This window comes from Arthrobacter mangrovi (genome assembly GCF_026011795.1).
Taxonomy (GTDB): Bacteria; Actinomycetota; Actinomycetes; order Actinomycetales; family Micrococcaceae; genus Crystallibacter; species Crystallibacter mangrovi.
In genome coordinates this window covers 148,771-167,557 of sequence record NZ_BRVS01000005.1, presented here as the reverse complement: position 1 = coordinate 167,557, position 18,787 = coordinate 148,771, and the positions used below count along the sequence as shown (strand labels likewise).

The 18,787-nt window shown below is 66.8% G+C and carries 12 protein-coding genes; 7 read left to right on the top strand and 5 right to left on the bottom strand.

What is annotated here, in order from left to right; all coding sequences use genetic code 11:
- The first annotated feature begins 81 nt into the window (after positions 1-81).
- Positions 82-2,826: a preprotein translocase subunit SecA gene (secA, locus tag AHIS1636_RS06775; RefSeq protein ID WP_264795054.1), complete on the top strand. Its 2,745-nt coding sequence runs from the start codon at positions 82-84 to the stop codon at positions 2,824-2,826.
- 13 nt (positions 2,827-2,839) lie between these two features.
- Here secA and AHIS1636_RS06770 read toward each other — a convergent pair whose 3' ends face one another.
- Complete coding sequence (locus tag AHIS1636_RS06770; RefSeq protein WP_264795053.1) at positions 2,840-3,472, bottom strand: Rv3235 family protein; 633 nt, start codon at positions 3,470-3,472, stop codon at positions 2,840-2,842.
- 27 nt (positions 3,473-3,499) lie between these two features.
- The gene (locus tag AHIS1636_RS06765) at positions 3,500-4,255 is read right to left on the bottom strand and encodes a LysM peptidoglycan-binding domain-containing protein (RefSeq protein WP_264795052.1); all 756 of its coding nucleotides are present in this window, start codon (positions 4,253-4,255) and stop codon (positions 3,500-3,502) included.
- Between the two features lie 151 nt (positions 4,256-4,406).
- Between AHIS1636_RS06765 and AHIS1636_RS06760 the strand changes: the two genes are divergently transcribed.
- On the top strand, positions 4,407-4,973 hold the full coding sequence (locus tag AHIS1636_RS06760) for a hypothetical protein (protein ID WP_264795051.1): 567 nt from the start codon (positions 4,407-4,409) through the stop codon (positions 4,971-4,973).
- 31 nt (positions 4,974-5,004) lie between these two features.
- On the opposite strand, the gene AHIS1636_RS06755 is transcribed toward AHIS1636_RS06760, so the two are convergent.
- Positions 5,005-5,223: a helix-turn-helix domain-containing protein gene (locus tag AHIS1636_RS06755; RefSeq protein WP_264795050.1), complete on the bottom strand. Its 219-nt coding sequence runs from the start codon at positions 5,221-5,223 to the stop codon at positions 5,005-5,007.
- Between the two features lie 328 nt (positions 5,224-5,551).
- Between AHIS1636_RS06755 and AHIS1636_RS06750 the strand changes: the two genes are divergently transcribed.
- From AHIS1636_RS06750 to AHIS1636_RS06735, 4 genes are all read left to right on the top strand, one after another.
- On the top strand, positions 5,552-6,127 hold the full coding sequence (locus AHIS1636_RS06750) for a CpaB family protein (RefSeq protein ID WP_264795049.1): 576 nt from the start codon (positions 5,552-5,554) through the stop codon (positions 6,125-6,127).
- Complete coding sequence (locus tag AHIS1636_RS06745; protein WP_264795048.1) at positions 6,124-7,410, top strand: CpaE/TadZ family protein; 1,287 nt, start codon at positions 6,124-6,126, stop codon at positions 7,408-7,410. Before AHIS1636_RS06750 ends, AHIS1636_RS06745 begins: the two co-directional genes overlap by 4 nt.
- A gap of 72 nt (positions 7,411-7,482) precedes the next feature.
- Positions 7,483-12,315 (top strand): NAD-glutamate dehydrogenase, encoded by a 4,833-nt coding sequence (locus AHIS1636_RS06740; protein ID WP_264795047.1) that lies wholly within the window; start codon positions 7,483-7,485, stop codon positions 12,313-12,315.
- 6 nt (positions 12,316-12,321) lie between these two features.
- Positions 12,322-13,800, top strand: coding sequence for a sensor histidine kinase (locus AHIS1636_RS06735; protein WP_264795046.1), 1,479 nt, complete (start codon positions 12,322-12,324; stop codon positions 13,798-13,800).
- 55 nt (positions 13,801-13,855) lie between these two features.
- On the opposite strand, the gene AHIS1636_RS06730 is transcribed toward AHIS1636_RS06735, so the two are convergent.
- The gene (locus tag AHIS1636_RS06730) at positions 13,856-14,104 is read right to left on the bottom strand and encodes a WhiB family transcriptional regulator (RefSeq protein ID WP_005267230.1); all 249 of its coding nucleotides are present in this window, start codon (positions 14,102-14,104) and stop codon (positions 13,856-13,858) included.
- A 260-nt stretch (positions 14,105-14,364) separates the two neighbouring features.
- On the opposite strand from AHIS1636_RS06730, the gene AHIS1636_RS06725 reads away from it, so the two are divergent.
- Complete coding sequence (locus AHIS1636_RS06725) at positions 14,365-14,787, top strand: hypothetical protein (protein ID WP_309298581.1); 423 nt, start codon at positions 14,365-14,367, stop codon at positions 14,785-14,787.
- Between the two features lie 14 nt (positions 14,788-14,801).
- On the opposite strand, the gene AHIS1636_RS06720 is transcribed toward AHIS1636_RS06725, so the two are convergent.
- Positions 14,802-18,707: an FtsK/SpoIIIE domain-containing protein gene (locus tag AHIS1636_RS06720; RefSeq protein ID WP_264795045.1), complete on the bottom strand. Its 3,906-nt coding sequence runs from the start codon at positions 18,705-18,707 to the stop codon at positions 14,802-14,804.
- Positions 18,708-18,787 lie beyond the last annotated feature (80 nt).

Sequence of the window (18,787 nt, the reverse complement as noted above, 5' to 3'; positions counted from 1 at the left end):
GGGAACCAAAGCACTGGTTGACGCGTCTCTCCCGTAGACTGAACAAGCCAGACCTCTGTGCAAACGACTGGGAGCAATGTAGTGCCATCGATTCTCGAACGAGTCCTTAGAACCGGCGACAAGAGGACGCTGAAGAGGCTTCGCACCTACGCGGATGCCATCAACATTCTCGAAGAGGACTTCTCCGCACTCACCGACGCTGAGCTGCGGGGCGAGACGGATACGCTCAAACAGCGCTACCAGGACGGCGAGAACCTCGACGACCTGCTGCCGGAGGCATTTGCCGCCGTCCGGGAGGCAGCCGGACGCACCCTCGGCCTGCGCCACTTCGACGTCCAGCTGATGGGCGGGGCGGCCCTGCACCTGGGCAACATCTCCGAGATGAAGACCGGTGAAGGCAAGACCCTGGTGGCGACCGCCCCGGCCTACCTGAACGCGCTCACCGGCAAGGGCGTCCACGTGGTGACCGTCAACGACTACCTGGCCGAATACCAGTCCGATCTCATGGGCCGCGTGTACCGGTTCCTGGGCCTCACCAGCGGGTGCATCCTCTCCGGACAGACACCTGCGGAGCGCCGGGAACAGTACAACGCTGACATCACCTACGGCACCAACAACGAGTTCGGCTTCGATTACCTCCGCGACAACATGGCCTGGAGCAAAGAGGAACTGGTCCAGCGCGGACACAACTTCGCGATTGTGGACGAGGTCGACTCAATCCTGATCGACGAGGCAAGGACGCCGCTGATCATCTCGGGCCAGGCTTCCGGCGACGTGAACCGGTGGTACACCGAGTTCGCCCGGGTCGTCCAGCGGCTCGACGACGGCAAGGACTACGAAGTCGACGAGAAGAAGCGCACCGTCGGCGTCCTGGAGGCCGGGATCGAAAAGGTCGAGGACTACCTGGGCATCGACAACCTCTACGAATCGGCCAATACGCCGCTGATCGGCTTCCTGAACAACGCGATCAAGGCGAAGGAACTGTTCAAGCGGGACAAGGACTACGTCATCCTCAAGGGCGAGGTCCTGATCGTGGACGAGCACACGGGGCGAATCCTCGCCGGCCGCCGCTACAACGAGGGCATGCACCAGGCGATCGAGGCCAAAGAAGGCGTCGAGATCAAAGCGGAAAACCAGACTATGGCAACCGTGACGCTGCAGAACTACTTCCGCCTCTACAGCAAACTCTCGGGCATGACAGGCACCGCCGAGACCGAAGCGGCCGAGTTCATGAGCACTTACAAGCTCGGCGTCGTGCCAATCCCCACTAACAAGCCCATGGCCCGCATCGACCAGCCGGACCTGATCTACAAGAACGAACTGGCCAAGTTCGACGCCGTGGTCAAGGACATTGCCTCGCGGCACGAAACAGGCCAGCCGGTGCTGGTCGGCACCACAAGCGTGGAGAAGAGCGAGTACCTCTCGAAGCAGCTGGCCAAGCAGGGCATCCGGCATGAAGTGCTGAACGCGAAGAACCACGCCCGTGAAGCGTCGATCGTCGCGCAGGCAGGGCGCAAGGGCGCGGTCACGGTTGCGACCAACATGGCCGGCCGCGGTACGGACATCATGCTCGGCGGCAACGCCGAGTTCAACGCGGTGGCCGAACTCGAACGGCGGGGCCTCGATCCGGCCGACAACGCGGAAGAATACGAAGCGGCGTGGCCTGCGGCCCTGGAAGCAGCCCAAAATGCCGTGAAGGCCGAACACGAGGAAGTCCTGGGCCTTGGCGGCCTGTATGTCCTGGGCACCGAGCGGCACGAATCCCGGCGTATCGACAATCAGCTGCGCGGCCGTTCCGGGCGCCAGGGCGATCCCGGCGAGTCCCGCTTCTACCTATCGCTCACGGACGATCTGATGCGGTTGTTCAACTCCGGCGCCGCCGAGCGCATCATGAACTCCTCGCGCATGCCCGACGACGTGGCGCTCGAGTCCAAGATGGTTTCCAAGGCCATCGAGAACGCCCAGGGGCAGGTCGAGGGGCGGAACGCCGAACAGCGCAAGAACGTCCTGAAGTACGACGACGTCCTGAACCGGCAGCGCGAGGCGATCTACGGGGACCGCCGACGCATCCTTGAAGGGGACGACCTGCACGAGAAGGTCGGGTTCTTCCTCGAGGACGTCGTTACCGCGATGGTGAACGAAGCCACGATGGAGGGCCATGGCGACGACTGGGACTACGAGCAGCTCTGGACCAACCTCAAGCAGCTCTACCCGATCCAGCTGACCATCGACGAGGTCCTCGAGGAGGCCGGCGGAACGTCGAAGATCACGGCCGATTTCCTGCGCGAGGAAATCATTTCGGACGCGAAGGTCGCCTACGCGGCGCGCGAGGAGGCACTCGGTTCCGCCACGATGCGCGAACTCGAGCGCCGGGTGGTGCTGTCCGTCATCGGACGGAAGTGGCAGGAGCATCTCTACGAGATGGACTACCTCAAGGAAGGTATCGGGCTGCGGGCCATGGCACAGCGTGATCCGCTGGTCGAGTACCAGCGGGAGGGGTTCATCATGTTCCAGGCCATGATGGAAGCCATCCGGGAGGAAAGCATCGGCTACCTCTTCAATCTCGAGGTGAAGGTGAATCAGCCGGCCACGTCCCTGCCTGGCGTGGCGGCAGACGCCCGGGGCGCGGTTCAAGGCCCGCAGATCACTGCGGCAGGACTGGAGGCGCCGCAGCGCCCGGCCGCCCTGCAGTTCACCGCACCGTCGGTCTCCGGCGATGCCGAAACACGGGTGGAGCGGCAGGCGTCGGGAAAAGCCGGCGATTCCGCTTCGCAGGCCAAGGGCAACCGCGCGGGGGCGGGCAGGAACGGAAAGCGCCGAAAGTAGCAGCCGGCTTGCCCTAGCCCATCTCGAGGGCGGCGACCTTCCAGAGTCCGCGTCGAAACTCCAGACGGAGTGCCACGGCGCGGACTCTGGTCGTCTCCACGATCACCAGGGAGGCTTCGTAGGCGTTTGCGGAGACCGGGCACACCCTCGAAGAGCGGACGACGGCGCTCCGATGCATCCTCGGCTCCGGGGCGCGCGCCGGCCGCCGCCGTTCCTGCCCGGCCTGGACCAGCGCGGCCCGCTGGACGAGCTTCTCGTAGCAATCCGGTTCAAGCCAGCGGGCCAACTGCTGGACGGGGCGGGTTCCGGCGATGACTTCCATGGCGGCCTGTGCCACCGACCTCGCGGTGGCAGTGACCTGGCGCAGCTCTTCGGCCGGTGCGGTTGCATCCTCCTTCCCGGCGGCAGGATCTGCGGGAACCCCTCGGGCGGTCTCGCTGTGCTGCTCTTCGGCCTGTCGCCGTGCACGTACGCGGGGCTCCAGCCTGACGATGGGCGCGAAATAGCTTTCCGGGTCCACGGGACGTACGGGGCGCACCGTGAGAGGGCGTGGTGCGCCGCTGGCCGGCGCCAGGACAGGCAGGCCTGAGTCGGCTTCCGGAGCCGGAATGGGTTCTGCATGGCGGAGTCGGGTTACGTTGGTCATGGCTTGCCTTCCTCGAATGGGGCGGTGCTAGTCAATGGGGGCGATCAGGACCTGTCCGGGCAGGAGCCGCTGCGGATCGCCGCCAATCGTGTCCTTGTTGGCTGCGTACCATTTCGGCCAGTGGCCCGCGATTTCGGCATCAGTGGCGAAGGTGCCCAAGTCCCGTGCGGCGATGCGCCAGAGGCTGTCTCCCGCAACCACTGTCACGGTCCGCTCCTCGGCGCCGGGTTGTGCGGGGCCGGAAACCTGACGGGCGATGAGGCCGGGACTGGCCGGCGGCGCCGATGGCTTCCAGGAAGGATCAACGGCCTGGTCCTTGGGGCAGGCGGAACGCGGCTGGCTCGGGCCGCTGCCCGGTCCACCGGCAGCTTCGGGAGAGAAATAGGGCGGGATGACCTCCGCGGCGCAGGAAGAGGCCGCCGCAGGGGAGCGGCCCGCGTCGGCGGCCTGGGCCACGGCCGGCACGGCCAGCAGGTTCATGCCCAAAGCTGCCGCCGCGAGCCGCTTCATGAATGCCGGACTTACCGCCAGCGGAGCTGCCGCAAGCTTGGCGTGACCTGATTTTTGCAGCACGATTCCTACGAACGCGCTGGCCATTGCGAAGAGCCACCACAGCACGAGGAGCAGCCCCAGGACGACTGCGCCTGTTGCCAGCAGGTCCGGATAGCTCCGCAGGGCAAGCTGGGGGCTGCCGATGTCCAGCCGCAGTCCCGACCAGAGCAGCAGGGATGCGCATCCCAGAACGGCCGCGGCCAGAATTACGTCGGTACTAATCCGCTTCATGGCCGTCCCTCTCAGCTTTGCTATTGCTGTGTTTGATGCAGTTTGACCGTTTTTGAGTTGCTATAGTGCCCGATACTGGCATATGGGTTTGGCTGTGTAAAGACGTTTAAGCACGTTTGATTACGTTTGGTTGCGGTTCTATGCTGATGCCGTGCGATGGGATTCCTTATTCGAGGACATGGAGGCGCAGCTCCATGCAGCCGGACAGCTGGAGCTGGAGGCGGGTGCCAACGAACTGGCCAGGGCCGCCCAAGCGGAAGTCCTCCTGACGGACCGGCTGCGGGGGCAGGCCGGTGCAGAAGTCCGCGTCGCGACCATGTCCGGCCATTCCTTCAGCGGCTCAATCGGCCATGTCGGATCTTCCTGGCTCGTCCTGCACGAACGCGTCCGGAGCATTCTGGTCCCGTTGCCAGGGATTCAACTCGTGGAGGGGCTGGGGCGCCGCGCAGCCCCGGAGACCTCGGCGGGGGCTCGGCGCCTCGGCCTCGGCTCGGCATTCCGTGCCCTGGCGAGGGACCGTGCCGAGGTCGTGCTGTACTTCGCGGCGGGCCCTGCGTCGTCAGTAGCGACGGGTTACATTGACCGGGTCGGCAACGACTTCCTGGAGCTGGCGTCCGTTCCCTCCGGAGAGGCGCGCCGTGCTTCGAGTGTCCGATCGGTCCATGCTGTGCCTTTCACCGCCGTTGCAGCTTTGGCCTCGGCGAGGAACGACGCCTAGTCCGGTACCGATTGCCGCCGGACCTTCGGCATTATCGTTTGTGCTCGGCCTTGGATTCCTCGACAAGCCGGCGCGTTTCCGCGTACTTTTCCTTGATGTACTCGTCCAGCATGGACTGCTCGACGCGCCACTGACCCCGGCCGCCAATCTGGATGGCGGGCAGTTCGCCGCTTCGCACCAGCGCATACGCCTGCGAAGACGAGATCTGGAGAATCTCGGCGATATCGGTCAAGGTCAGGAACCGCGACATTACAACTCTTCCCGGTGGACAGTCGGACAGCCCAATTATGGCATCTTGCGGCGGTTTGGTCCCGGTTGGGGCGCGGTGTTGTGGATTGCCTGTGGTGGAAGTTTTCCACACCGGGCCCGGTTCCGGAGCCGGCATCTTGCTTTTGCGCCGGCCGCCACAAGAATGGGATTCAATCCGAGACACGAACGCCCATAAGTCTCCGGTCGGGAAAAACGTCCCGGCCAGAGGGCGTTGCGCCATTCCAACAGGGGGAAGTATGAGTAATCCGGGTGATGCGCCCGCGCCTGCACCGCGGCTAAAGCGGCCTTCCTGGAAGGATCCCCGGCTCATGGTGGGAATCCTGCTGGTGCTGGTCTCCGTGGCTGCAGTCACGGCACTGCTTGGCAGCGCAGACAAGACCGTGCCCATGCTGGCGGCCAGGGACGACATAGGAGTCGGGGAACCGGTCCGCATGGAGGACCTGTCGGTTGTCGAGGTACGGCTCGGAAACGTGGAAAGGGCATATCTGCGTGCCCAGGACGAACTTCCGCAAGGCGCCATCGCAACTGCCTTGCTCCGGAGGGGTGAGCTGATCCCGGCGTCGGCACTCGGTTCCCCTGACCTGCTGGGCCGCAAGCCTGTGAGCCTCACGATCGACAGTCCGCTACCTGAAGGGGCCCGGGCGGGCTCCCGCGTGGACGTGTGGGTAGCAATGCCGGACGGCCGCAACGGGTTCAGCCAGCCGGAACTGCACTTGGAGGCGGCCGAGGTTTCGGAGCTCAGCGAGGCGTCGTCGGCCCTTGGAGCGGCTGAATCGGAACGGCTGCATGTGCTGGTCACGGACGAGAAGATGCCCGGCCTGCTCAATGCCCTGTCCAATGGGGCCAAGATCAACGTGGTACTCAACCCGGGTCGTTCCTCATGACGATCCCGGTCATCGCCTTCGGGGAGCCAGAGCAGGACATCGTCGGCGGCCTGGAAAGACTTCACGGCCCCGTGACCGTCGTCCGGCGGTGCACCGACATGGCCGAGCTGCTGGCGACGGCCCAGACCGGTCTGGCCCGCGCCGTGATTATCGCCGGCGGCAGCTCCGTCCTCGGCATCAGCCTGCTCGAACGGCTCCACAGCGCCGATGTTGCCGTCGTAGTCTTGACCGACGACGACGCCGAACAGCACCGGCTTGATGCCTTGGGCGTGGCGCACGGGGCATTGTTGCTGGAGCCGGAACGGATCGCCGATCTGGTCGGAGCTGCCGTGGTTTCGCTGGGCGATCCGGGACGGCGGAACCTGGCCGCCAGTTACGCGGATCCGGCGGTTTCCCTCGCTCCGCCGGCAGAGGTCAGCGAGCCCGACGAACCTGCGGCTCCGGCCGGAGCCGTCACTGCAGTCTGGGGACCAGCGGGAGCACCCGGACGAACGACCCTGGCCGTCAACCTGGCCGCCGAAATGGCGGCAGCGGGAAAGCGGGTGACGCTCGTCGATGCGGATACCTATGGAGCCAGCGTGGCCGTGTTCCTGGGTCTCATGGATGAATCCGCGGCGCTGGCCCAAGCCTGCCGCCTGGCCGACCAGGGGCTGCTCGACGATGCGTCGCTCGAACGGATCAGCGTCAAACTCGCGGTCCAGGGTGCGCCTCTGCTGGTCCTGACCGGTATTACCCGGACTGAGCGGTGGACGGAGCTGCGGCCCGGAGCTCTCGGAAACGTCCTCGACTTGGCCCGGAAGCACGCGGACCACGTAGTGATCGATTGCGGCTTCTGCCTGGAGTCGGACGAAGAGCTTAGCTTCGACACGATGGCGCCCCGCCGCAATGGCGCCGCGCTGCGCTGCCTGGAGCTGGCCGACACCGTCTACGCCATAGGAACGGCGGACGCCGTCGGCGTGCCCCGGCTGGTCCGCGCGTTGAACGACCTGGAGCAGGCCGTGCCGACTGCCTCGCCGCAGATCATCCTGAACAAGGTGCGGGCGTCGTCGGTCGGGCCCGCGCCGGAGGACCAGCTGGGTCAGGCATGGGAGCGTTTCGGCCCCTCCACGGAAGTCAAGGCCTTCCTTCCGGCCGACTTCGCGGCAGCCGATGCGGCGCTGCTGACCGGCTCCGTGCTGCTTGAGAGCGCCCCTGAGTCGGCGCTGCGGCTGGCCATTGCCCGGTTGGCGGGGAGGGAGGTCCCGGCGCGGAGGGGGCGGGGGAGAGCCAAAGTGAAGTTTTAACCCACCGGCGTTAGGCTTGCAGTCATGGGCCGCAATGGTGCGGCCGAGGACCACCTAACGGGAGGCGTTTTGATGTCGTCTGGATCCAATCTCACGGATCTGCCAAGTTCAGACAACTACCCTGCGGCCTACATCGAGAACTATTACGAGCATCTGGCAGACGAAGACGCTCGTAGCTACAGCGCTGACGTCCTCGAGGCCAGGGCTACGGCGCACCGGGAGCTCGCGGGCGCCCGGGCGCCGGGCCAGCCGCTGGTATCGATCCGCCACGAGGCCAACGCCAGCATCGTCATGATAGTCACGGACGACATGCCCTTCCTCGTGGATTCGGTAACCGCCGAGATCGTCCGCCAGGGCATTGCGATCCGCATGCTGACGCACCCCATCTTCGTCGCCACGCGCAACCGCAGCACCCACGAACTCGTCAAACTGAACCGGGTGCAGTCCAACGCCGGCGTTTCCAGCGGCGACACGGCCGCAATGCAGAACCTTTCCGACATCATCGGAACGGGTGACAACGCTTCCTACATCGAGTCCTGGATAGCCGTGGAAACGGCTCGGATCCCGGACGAGCAGCAGTCGGACGAGTTGGTCGCCGGAATCCAGCGGGTGCTGCGCGACGTGCGGACTGCCGTGCAGGACTGGGGTGCCATGCGCCGGCGCGTCCGGGAAATCGCCGCTTCGCTCGATTCCGTCAAGGACGCGGCCCGGATTCCGGATCTGGACGAGGCCCGGGCCCTGCTGTCCTGGCTCGACGACGGGAATTTCACATTCCTCGGCTACCGCGAATACGACCTGGCGAACCAGAACGGCGAGGACGTCCTGCTGGTCCGCGAGGGAACCGGGCTCGGTATCATGCACGATGTCGCCGCCGGACGGCACGTGCAGCACCTCACCGAGGAAGGCCGGGCACGCGCCCGCGAGAAGCGCGCGCTGGTCATCACCAAGGCGAACTCAAGGTCAAGCGTCCACCGCCCTGCCTACCTGGACTACATCGGCGTCAAGAGTTTCGATGCCCAAGGCAACGTCGACGGCGAGCAGCGCTTTATCGGCCTGTTCGCCAGCAGCGCCTACAACAGTTCGGTGCGCAGCGTGCCGATCGTACGGGAGAAGGTCGACGGCGTCCTGAAACTGTGCGGCTTCCCGCCGGATTCGCATTCGGGCAAGGACCTGCTCTCCATTCTGGAGTCGTATCCGCGCGACGAAATCTTCCAAATGGAATCGGAAGAGCTGGCCGAAATCGCGATGGGCATCCTGCGGCTCCAGGAACGCCGCCGCACCCGGCTTTTCCTGCGGGAGGACATTTACGGCCGGTTCGTATCGGCGCTGGTGTACTTGCCGAGGGACCGGTACACCACCGCCGTCAGGCTGCGCATCGAGGACGAACTGCGGCGTACCTTCGATCCCCATAGCATCGACTACGAAGCGCGAATGACCGAGTCGGCTTTGGCGCGGCTGTTCTTCCGGATCCGCCTGAAGCATGGCTCGGCGGTGCCGCAGGTAGATGCCGGCGTGCTTGAGCAGCGGCTCGCGGCCGCCGCCCGGTCGTGGCCCGAGGCGATTGACCAGGCGCTGCGGAGCAGGGCCGAAGGTAAGGAGACCGACCGCCTGTCGCGACGTTGGGCCGACGCGTTCCCCGCCAGTTACCGGGTGGACTACGAAGTTGAAGACGCGCTGGAAGACATCGCCCGGTTCGAGACTTACGGCGCCGACAGCGATGTCAGCCCGCTAATGCATGTGTACTTGCCCGAGACGAAGGCCCGCAGCGACGAGGATGCGCGGCTCAAGCTGTACCTGCCCGAACCCAGGTCGTTGAGCCGGATCATGCCGGTGCTGCAGAACCTCGGGCTGGACGTCCTGGACGAGCGTCCGTTTGAGATCATGACCGCCGACGGCGAAGACTTCTTCCTCTACGATTTCGGGCTGAAATACCCTGCCGGAGTCAATCCCCTGGAAACCGGAAACCTGGTCCAGGAAGCCTTCGCCGCCGTCGTTACCGGCTACAGCGAGTCCGACCGCTTCGACCGGCTGGTGCTGCAGGAACGGATACCGTGGCGCCAGGTGGCCATGCTGCGCGCCTACGCGAGGTACATCCGCCAACTCGGTTTCCCGGCGTCGTTCGGTTTCACCGCAGACACTCTGCTGGCCAATCCGAAGGTGGCTCACGGCCTCACACGGCTGTTCCAGGCCCGGTTCGATCCGGATCTGCCGGAGGAAACCCGGGGCAAGGCCGTGGAAGAGGCCCGGGCCGACCTCGACGAGGGCCTGCAGGCCGTCCCCACACTGGACGCGGACCGTGTGCTGCGCACCCTGGCCAACGTCGTGGATGCGACGCTGCGGACCAACTATTTCCAGGACAAGCCGTACCTCAGCTTCAAGCTCAGCCCCTCCCGTATCGAAGGCGCGCCGTTCCCCCGGCCGAAATACGAGATCTGGGTGTATTCCCCGCAGGTCGAAGGCGTCCACCTGCGGTTCGGCGAGGTGGCCCGCGGCGGCCTGCGCTGGTCCGACCGCCGGGAGGACTTCCGCACGGAGGTCCTTGGGCTGGTCAAGGCCCAGACCGTGAAGAATGCGGTGATTGTGCCGACCGGTGCCAAGGGCGGCTTCTTCGCCAAGCAACTGCCCGATCCGGCGGAGGCCCGGGCGGCGTGGATGGCCGAGGGCCAGGCCAGCTACCGGACTTTCATCCGCGGCCTGCTGGACATCACCGACAACCTCGTGCGGACGCCCGAGGGCCAAGCCACAGTGCCTCCGGAACGGGTGGTCAGGCACGACGGCGACGATTCCTACCTCGTGGTGGCGGCCGACAAAGGCACGGCGAGCTTCTCGGACCTCGCGAACGACATTTCCCGCGAGTACGGCCACTGGCTCGGCGACGCCTTTGCCTCCGGCGGGTCCGTCGGCTACGACCACAAGGCCATGGGGATCACTGCGCGCGGGGCATGGGAATCCGTTAAGCGGCACTTCAGCGAGCTCGGAGTCGATACCCAGCAGGAGGACTTCACCGTTGTCGGCATCGGCGACATGAGCGGCGACGTCTTCGGCAACGGCATGCTGCTGTCGGAGCACATCCGTCTGGTGGCCGCCTTCGACCACCGCCACATCTTCCTGGATCCGGCGCCGGACGCGGCGAGGTCGTTCGCCGAGAGGCGCCGGCTCTTCGATCTACCCCGCTCTTCCTGGGCGGACTATGACACCGACCTGATCAGTGCCGGCGGCGGGGTCTACTCCCGAACGGTCAAGTCCATTCCCCTCTCGCCGGAAGTGCGGCAGGTGCTCGGCCTGGATGAGGGGCTGACCGCGATGAGCCCGCCGGACCTGCTCAAGGCGATCCTCCAGGCTCCGGTCGATCTGCTGTACAACGGCGGCATCGGCACCTATATCAAGGCGTCGAGCGAATCGAACGCCGAGGTCGGCGACAAGGCCAATGACAGCATCCGGGTCGACGGCCGGGACATCCGGGCCAAGGTGATCGGCGAGGGCGGCAACCTCGGCATGACGCAGCGCGGGCGCATCGAGGCGGCCCTGAACGGGACCATTCTCAATACGGATGCCATCGACAATTCCGCCGGCGTCGATTGCTCCGACCATGAGGTCAACATCAAGATCTTCGTCGACCAGCTGGTAGCGGCGGGCAAGCTTCCGGCCCGCGAGCGTGCCGAGCTGCTGCATTCCATGACGGACGAAGTAGCCGCCCTGGTGCTGGAAGACAACATCGACCAGAACGTCCTGCTGCTCAACGACCGCCAGCGGGTGCTGGACTGGAGCCCCAGCTTCGAACGCCTCATGGACTGGCTGGAGCGCCATGCGGAACTGGACCGCGGGCTCGAGTTCCTGCCAACGACAGCCGAGCTGCACGAGCGCATCGAGGGCGGCCAGGGACTGACCTCGCCTGAGCTGTCGGTCCTGGCGGCCTACGCCAAGATCGAGCTGTCACGGGCGCTGGCGTCGAGCAACCTGGCCGACGACCCGTACTTCGACAAGGTTCTGAGGCGGTATTTCCCGCGGCAGCTTGTGGAGCGGTTCGGCGACGACCTGGGGATGCACCCGCTGCGCCGGGAAATCATCGCCACGGTGGTGGCCAACGACATGATCAACATGGGCGGCATTACCTTCGCGTTCCGCGTGATGGAAGAAACGTCCGTGGACGAGGCGGGGGTGGCCCGGGCCTTCTCTGCCCTGCGTGAGATCTACGACCTGGACGAGTTCGTGGAGGGGCTCAACGCGCTGCCGGCCAGTTTCCCGACGGAGATCTGGTCCACAATCCATCTCGATATGCGCCGGCTCCTCGACCGGGCGGTGCGGTGGTACGTCAACCACGTGGAGAGCGGGACGGCGGTCGACCAGGGGATCAGCACCTTCAAGCCCCTGATGGACCCGCTGCGCAGCCGGTTGGTGAACTATTTGCGCGGCAAGGACCTCGAACGGGTCCGTGAGTGGCGCGAACAGGCGGACCAGTGGAACCTGCCGGAAACCATCGCGCACCACTGGGCGGAGCAGTTCGAGAGTTTCGGGCTGCTCGACATTGCGCGCATCGCCGGCCGGGTCGACGAACCGGTCGAGTCAGTCGCGCACGTCTACTACGCGGTGTATGACCGGTTCGACGTCGATGCGTTGCTGATCCGGATTACCAACCTGCCGCGCGAGGACCGGTGGCAGGCGCTGGCCCGGGCCGCGATGCGCGACGACCTCTATTCGACGATCACCGACATCACTCTGGCGATCATGACGACGACGGATCCCGACCTCGAGCCGGTGCGGCGGCTTGAGGAGTGGGAGGGCAGCAATGCCGAGAGCATCGAACGTGCCCGGGTAATGTTCGAGGAAGTCAACCAGCTTGACCGGGACGACATGGCCTCGCTGTCAGTGGCCCTGCGCCTGTTGCGTTCTACAGTACGGAGCTAGCCGACCTTGGCAATTTTCACCGACCCGATCAACGAATATGCCGACTTTGCTCCGGGTGATGCCGAATGGCTGCATCTGCTGGTAGGGGACTGGCAGCTGATCGCAGACCTCGCGTTCGCCGACCTTGCGCTGTGGCTGCCGACGCCGGACGGCAGCTATGTGGCTTTGGCCCATGTGCGGCCCTCGACGACGCACACGGTCTTCCACTCCGATTTCGTGGGGGAGCGGATCCGGGCGGATCTGCTGCCGCTGGCCGACGCCGCGCGGCGTTCACAGGTCATCGAGCGCTCAAGCGAGAGCGACTGGACGACGGAGATGGCGATGCGGGTGGAAGCGGTTCCCATGGTCCGCAACGGACGGACCTTGGCCGTCCTGACGTCGCATATGGACCTCTCGAGCTCCAGGATGCCGTCGCGCCTGGAGTTGACCTACCGCCAATGCGCCTACGATCTGCTGCACATGGGAACCCTGGGCCTGTGGCCCGACTTCGCCTCGCCGACCGGGTCCCGTCGCGGCGCACCGCGGGTCGGTGACGGTCTGATCAGGCTGGATGCCGAGGGGATCGTCGAGTACGCCAGCCCCAACGGCGTCTCGGCTTTCCGACGGCTCGGGGACGTGGAGTCCCTCGAGGGCCGGTCCCTGGCCGAGATCACCACCGCGCTGCTGAAAGACCGGCGCATGGTTGACGAAACCCTGCCCCTGGTCGTCACGGGGCGGATGCCTTGGCGCACTGAACTCGAGTCGCGCGGCGTCACCCTGTCGCTGCGGGCCATACCGCTGCGCAATCAGCACGAGCGGTTCGGCGCGCTCGTGCTCTGCCGGGATGTGTCGGAACTGCGGCGCCGTGAGATGGAGCTGGTCACCAAAGACGCGACGATCCGGGAGATCCACCACCGGGTGAAGAACAATCTCCAGACCGTCGCGGCGTTGCTCCGCATGCAGTCGCGCAGGATGGTCAGCGAGGAGGCGAAGCAGGGGCTGGAGCAGGCTATGCGCCGCGTCGCCACTATCGCCATGGTCCACGAGACGCTCTCCCAGGGGCTGGCCCAGAACGTCGACTTCGACGAGCTGATCGGACGGCAGTTCCGGCTGTCGGCCGAAGTGGCCTCCGAATCACAAACGGTGGCCACCCAGCGAAGCGGCGAATTCGGAGAATTGCCCAGCGAATTCGCCACCCCGCTGGCCCTGGTGATCAACGAACTCGTAACCAACGCCGTCGAGCACGGACTCAAAGGCCGAAAGGGGAACGTCTGGCTGACGGCCCGGCGCGGGAATGGCGGGAACGGCCGGGAGCAGCTGCGGGTCACCGTCGAAGACGACGGGGTCGGGCTGGCCGACACCCAGGGCGGAGAGGGACTCGGCCTCCAGATTGTGCGGACCCTGGTGACGAGCGAACTCGGCGGAACCATCGAGTGGACGTCCCGCGAAGGGGGCGGAACCCGCGTCGGGATCGAGCTGAACCTGGACCCGCAGCGGCTCCGGTAGCGCGCGAAAGGCCGCCGCCCTCGGGGCGACGGCCTTTCGACGAAGCGGCAGCTCGTTAGGAGGCGCGGCGGGCGCGTGCAGCGCGGCGCTTCATGGCACGGCGCTCGTCCTCGCTCATGCCGCCCCAAACGCCGGCATCCTGGCCGGATTCGAGGGCCCACTGCAGGCAAGTGTCGATGACGGGGCAGCGCCGGCAAACGCTCTTGGCTTCTTCGATCTGCAGCAAAGCCGGCCCTGTGTTTCCGACGGGGAAGAACAGTTCCGGATCTTTGTCCAGGCATGCCGCGCGGCTACGCCAATCCATGCTGATCACATACTCCTTTAGACAGGTCCAGCTGAAAATTCTTTGTGAAATCTTTCACGAATGGACTCACAGTAAAGGGGGCTCTCATGGCCCCCCATTCGCTTCGCTTAAAGCGTTTCACGTTAAATCTGTGTAAACAAGGGTGTTCCCAGACTTAATCGCTTTGAAACCCTGAGTCATTCATCACACGGCCTTGCCGGAAACAGGTGTAGCATCGTGGGTTTCGGTTCCTTACCGACTATCTAAGGTACTGTGCCAATGTGTCAATACCTTCCGCCAACCCCACGCCCGGCACGCGCCCCGTCGCCGTCGTCGTCATTTCACTGGTGCTGGTGCTGGAGGCTTTGGCGTTGCTGGGGGCCGCGGCCTGGTTCGTCTACGGCCTCATGACGCAGACCCCGCTGTCCATGGGGGGAGCCATCTTCCAGCTGGTCCTTCTGCTGCTGCTCTCCGGCTGGCTGCTCGCGGCCGCACACTTCTTCTTCCGCGGCTACCGCTGGACCCGCGCTGCGGCCCTGGTCTGGCAGCTCTTCGTGATCGTCATCGCCTTTCCCACCTTCACCAGCGGGCTCGTACTGCCGGGGCTGCTCCTGTTGCTGCCGGCGGCTGTTGTCCTCCTGCTCATCTTCACCCGGCCTGTGACGGACTATTTGACGAAGGGCTCTGCGCCGGGCGCCGTATAGCCGCATCTCTCCGGTCAGCCGAGCACAAGGCCGGTCTGCAGGGGAACGGCCCCGCCATGCTCAATCCGGTACGCGCGGCCTGCCGGAGCGGCCCGGCTGTCCAGCCGAAGGCCGAAGAAATCGCCGTCGGCCGGCGAAGCCGGGGAAAGTACGTAGCCGCGCCCGCTGCCGCGGGCCGCCACGGCGAGCGGCACCTGCTGGAGCAGGCCGGGACCCGTTCTTGCCGCCAGCACGGCAGAGGCTCCGGCGTCCACCAGCCGGCTTAGTTGCTGGTGGGCCGGCGGACCCAGCCGGTGCGCATCATCGACTAGCAGCAGGACGTCCCGTCCCTGCACCTCGAGCGAGGACCAGTAGGCGCCGGGATCTGTGTCCGGCGGCACGCGGAAGCAGCGGTACAGCTGTTGGGCCTGCCGGGCCAGCAGTGCCAATAGATTTGTCTTGCCGCTGCCGGCGGGTCCGAGGACCATGAGGGGGCCGCCGGGATCGACGCGGAGCACGGACGGGCCCAGTTCATCTCCCTCGACGCCGATGACCAGCCCACCGCCGGGGGCCGAGGGGAGGTCTTCCGCCCGGACTTCCGTCGGCAGCGGTTCGATCCGGAAGGGACGCCGTCCTGCAGGTCTTGACCCTTCACGAGCCGCTGCGGGCCGGGAAGGTGCCGGAACATCGGCCAGCTGGGCGACGGCTTCGGCGCCGGGAACGAGGGGGCCATGGACCAGCGCGCGGCCGGGGATCATTTCCATGGCGGGCAGCCTGGGCCAGGCCATGAGGGCATCCGGGCCGGCGAACGCCGGGAAGAACAGGCGGTTGGGCGCCATGCCCAGCAGCCGTCCGGCGGCGAGCTCCCGGTCACCGGAAAGGCATAGGGTAATGGCGGCCGCTGCTCCGTCCCGTGCCAGGTGCTGCAGGGACTCCTCCGCCGAGCCCAGCCGTCCATCGCGGAAGGCAGAGGCCCAGCGGCCCCAGCCGGACAGCAGGACAACCAAGGGGACGGCGGCACGGCCGGCGAGGGGTGACCCTGTCCCGCCCGCCGCGATCCGGCAGGCTGCCTCCTGTGCGAGGCGTTTCAGGATCCTGGCCGCACGATCGGTCTCGAGGGGACCGGCGTAGGCGCCCGTGCGGGCAGCCCCGGCGGTGAAGGCCAGTGCCCCATCGCCGTCGAGGACGTAAAGATGCCGCTCGGCGGACGAAGAGAGGACCCCCGCGGCGACTGCCTGAACGACAAACCGGGTCCCGCTGCCGCTTGCTCCGAGCGCGGCAAGGTGGCCGTCCTCCTCGGGAGACCATTCAAGCGGAAGCTGCCGCTGCTCGGTCGGCAGGTCGAGCAGCCCGAGCGGCAGGCTGTCCCTCCTGGACGAGGGCGGAAGCGACTCGAGGGCCAGCAGGTCGGGCAACGGCGGAGGAATCTTCAGCGGGACCGCGCTGCCGGCTGCAGCTGCTGCCTGTTTGATTTCGGCGACCAGTCCGCTTAGCGGGTCCGGGCCAGTGCCGTCCGCCGCAGCAGCAGGTTGGCTGCGGCGCCCGGAGACGGGAGGACTCAGCCAGTCCCGGAGCGTGGCGGCCGCCGCTGCGGCTGCCTCCGGCATGATCGAGGCAGACGCTGACTGGAATTCCCGGGCTTCGGTCGGACCGATGCGCAGATAGGCCCTGCCCGGCGTATCGACCGCGATTGCGGCCGCCTTGCCCGAGCCGACGAGATCGGACGATTCCAAGGCAGTCTGCACGCGCAGGGCGATCGACGACGTGACGTTGGCGCGGATGTCGGCGGAGATCGCTCCCTGCGGCCGTTGAGTAGCCATGACGAGGTGGAGTCCCAGGGCACGGCCGAGTGCGGCGATCCGCATCAGCTCGGGGATGGCCAGAGGCACCTCGTCGGCCAGCATGCGGAACTCATCGACGACGACGATCAGCCGGGCAAGCTGGCCCGGCAGGCAGTCGCGGATGTCCGACACCCCGAGACGGGCGAATTCGAGCTCGCGCCGCCGGGCTTCCGCCCGCAGCCAGCTGAGGGCCCGTGCCACGTTGGACGGGGTCAGATCCGTCAGCAGGCCGCTGCTGTGCGGCAGATCGGCCAGGATTCCCAGGCCGGATCCGCCCTTGAAGTCGATCAGCAGGAAGTTGACCTTGTCCGGCGCATGCTCGCAGGCAAGGCCCAGCACGAGCGAGCGAAGCAGCTCCGACTTGCCGGCGCCCGTCGTGCCGGCGACCAGCAAATGCGGACCGTCAGCTGCCAAATCAAGCATCAGGGGACCCTCGGCGCCGGTGCCGATAACGGCGCGGATGCCGGGCGTAGCGGCGTTGATGATCCAGCGTGCGGACGGCTCCCCGGGCAGCAGCGCACGCAGTCCGCAGGCTGCGGGGACGCCGCCGCGTGGTTTCCGCGGTGCCGCACCCGGGCTGCGGGCAGCCAGCCGGGCGAACCGATCCAGGGTGGCGGCGCTGACCAGATCCGGACGAAAAGGGGTGCTGGCAGCGTCCCGGTGCAGCCATCCCTGCCCGGAGCCGAGCCGGATCTGGACACCATCATCGGTCCGCGGGGCGAAGAAGCGCACGACGCTAGGGGCCATCGCGCAGTCCTGGAGCTCAGCCTCGGCCTCGTCATGCCTGCCTGAGACCAGCAGGACCGTTGGCGCCCGGGTGTTCCGCAGTTCCGTGGCTAGGACCTCGGGTCTGGAGACGAGCACCACGCCCCGCAGGAACCGCGCCTCGGCCGGCAGCGCGGCGGCGTCCCCATAACAGATGACCGCCAGGTCGGATTGCAGTGTCCGGGCGCCGAGCTGCAGGAGGCAGGAGTTCAGCAGGCGGCGCACCGCGGACTCGGGACCGGTGCAGCTGATCCGGCGATCGGCGAGCACGTCGACAGCCAGCGGAGCATCGGGCAGGTGCGGTTTCCGCATTGTGTCTGCTCCACCGCCGGATGCAATGTTGGCTTCCTGGCCGGCCGTGCCGAGGCGCAGCCACACGTGCTCCGGAGCAGCCGCGACGGGATCGGACGGCCCGTCCCGGAGCCGGCCGTACAAGAGCGTGGCAGGGTCCGGTGCCGCCCGCATGCGCCTGCGGGCATCCGCGGCCGCGGCAGCCGCCACCGCAGCTGCGAAGGCGCGCCGCTTCCGGCTGCCGGCCGCGTAGGGAATGGCGGCGGTCAGCAGGGAGACCGCGCTGAAGGCCAGGAAAAACCACATCCCGGTGAGCACGGCGAGTGCCACGCCGGCCACCAGCGGCAGGCCGCCCAGCAGAAGGGTGAGTTTGCCGCGCGGATCGGGTGCGGGGGCCGCCACCTGCACGGGCGTGCCAAGGTCCTCGTCCGGCGTGAGGGCCTGCACGGGCTCGACGGCCAGCAAGAGTGCCATCGGGCTGCTCCCCGCGGTGATCCCGGAGGCCGAGGTCAGGTCGGCGGCCGGGACCCGGCGCCCCCGCGCCCATAGCCCGTTGGCAGATCCGAGGTCCGTAACCCTGATGGTCCGGTTGTCTACCGTGATCCGGGCATGCTGCCGGGACAGCTGCGGGTCCTCTACGACCAACGTAGCGCCGTCCCGGCCAAGGACATGCTCGCCGCGGGCCAGTTCGAGGAGCTTGCCGGCGTCCGGGCCGCCCGTCACTGCCAATGTCAGCACGGGCACGCCGGCGTCTGCCTCCGTCGTCGTTGTGGGGCCCTCCGGGTGCCGCACCGGCAGCCCGCAGATAATGACGGCCCCGTTAACCAGCGGGGACTGGTGCGGAACGAGGTCCTGGAGCCTGCTGCCGGCCACGGTCAGCGACACGTCATCGGCCGAGGCGCCGAGCTGCAGCAGAAGCCACTGCGCCAGGGCGGAGGCATCGGCGGACTCGTCGTCGGCGACGATTTCCCGCAGCTCAGCGGCCCGCCGGGCATAGGACGGCGGCAGGTTGTCGGAGGCGGCGACGGACAGGTGCAGCGGCATGCGGATCCTTGGACGGAGCGGCTTTTCCTGCACCCTAGCCGCGGCCGCCGGGCGCGCGCTGCCCGTGGCCGGCGCCTGTG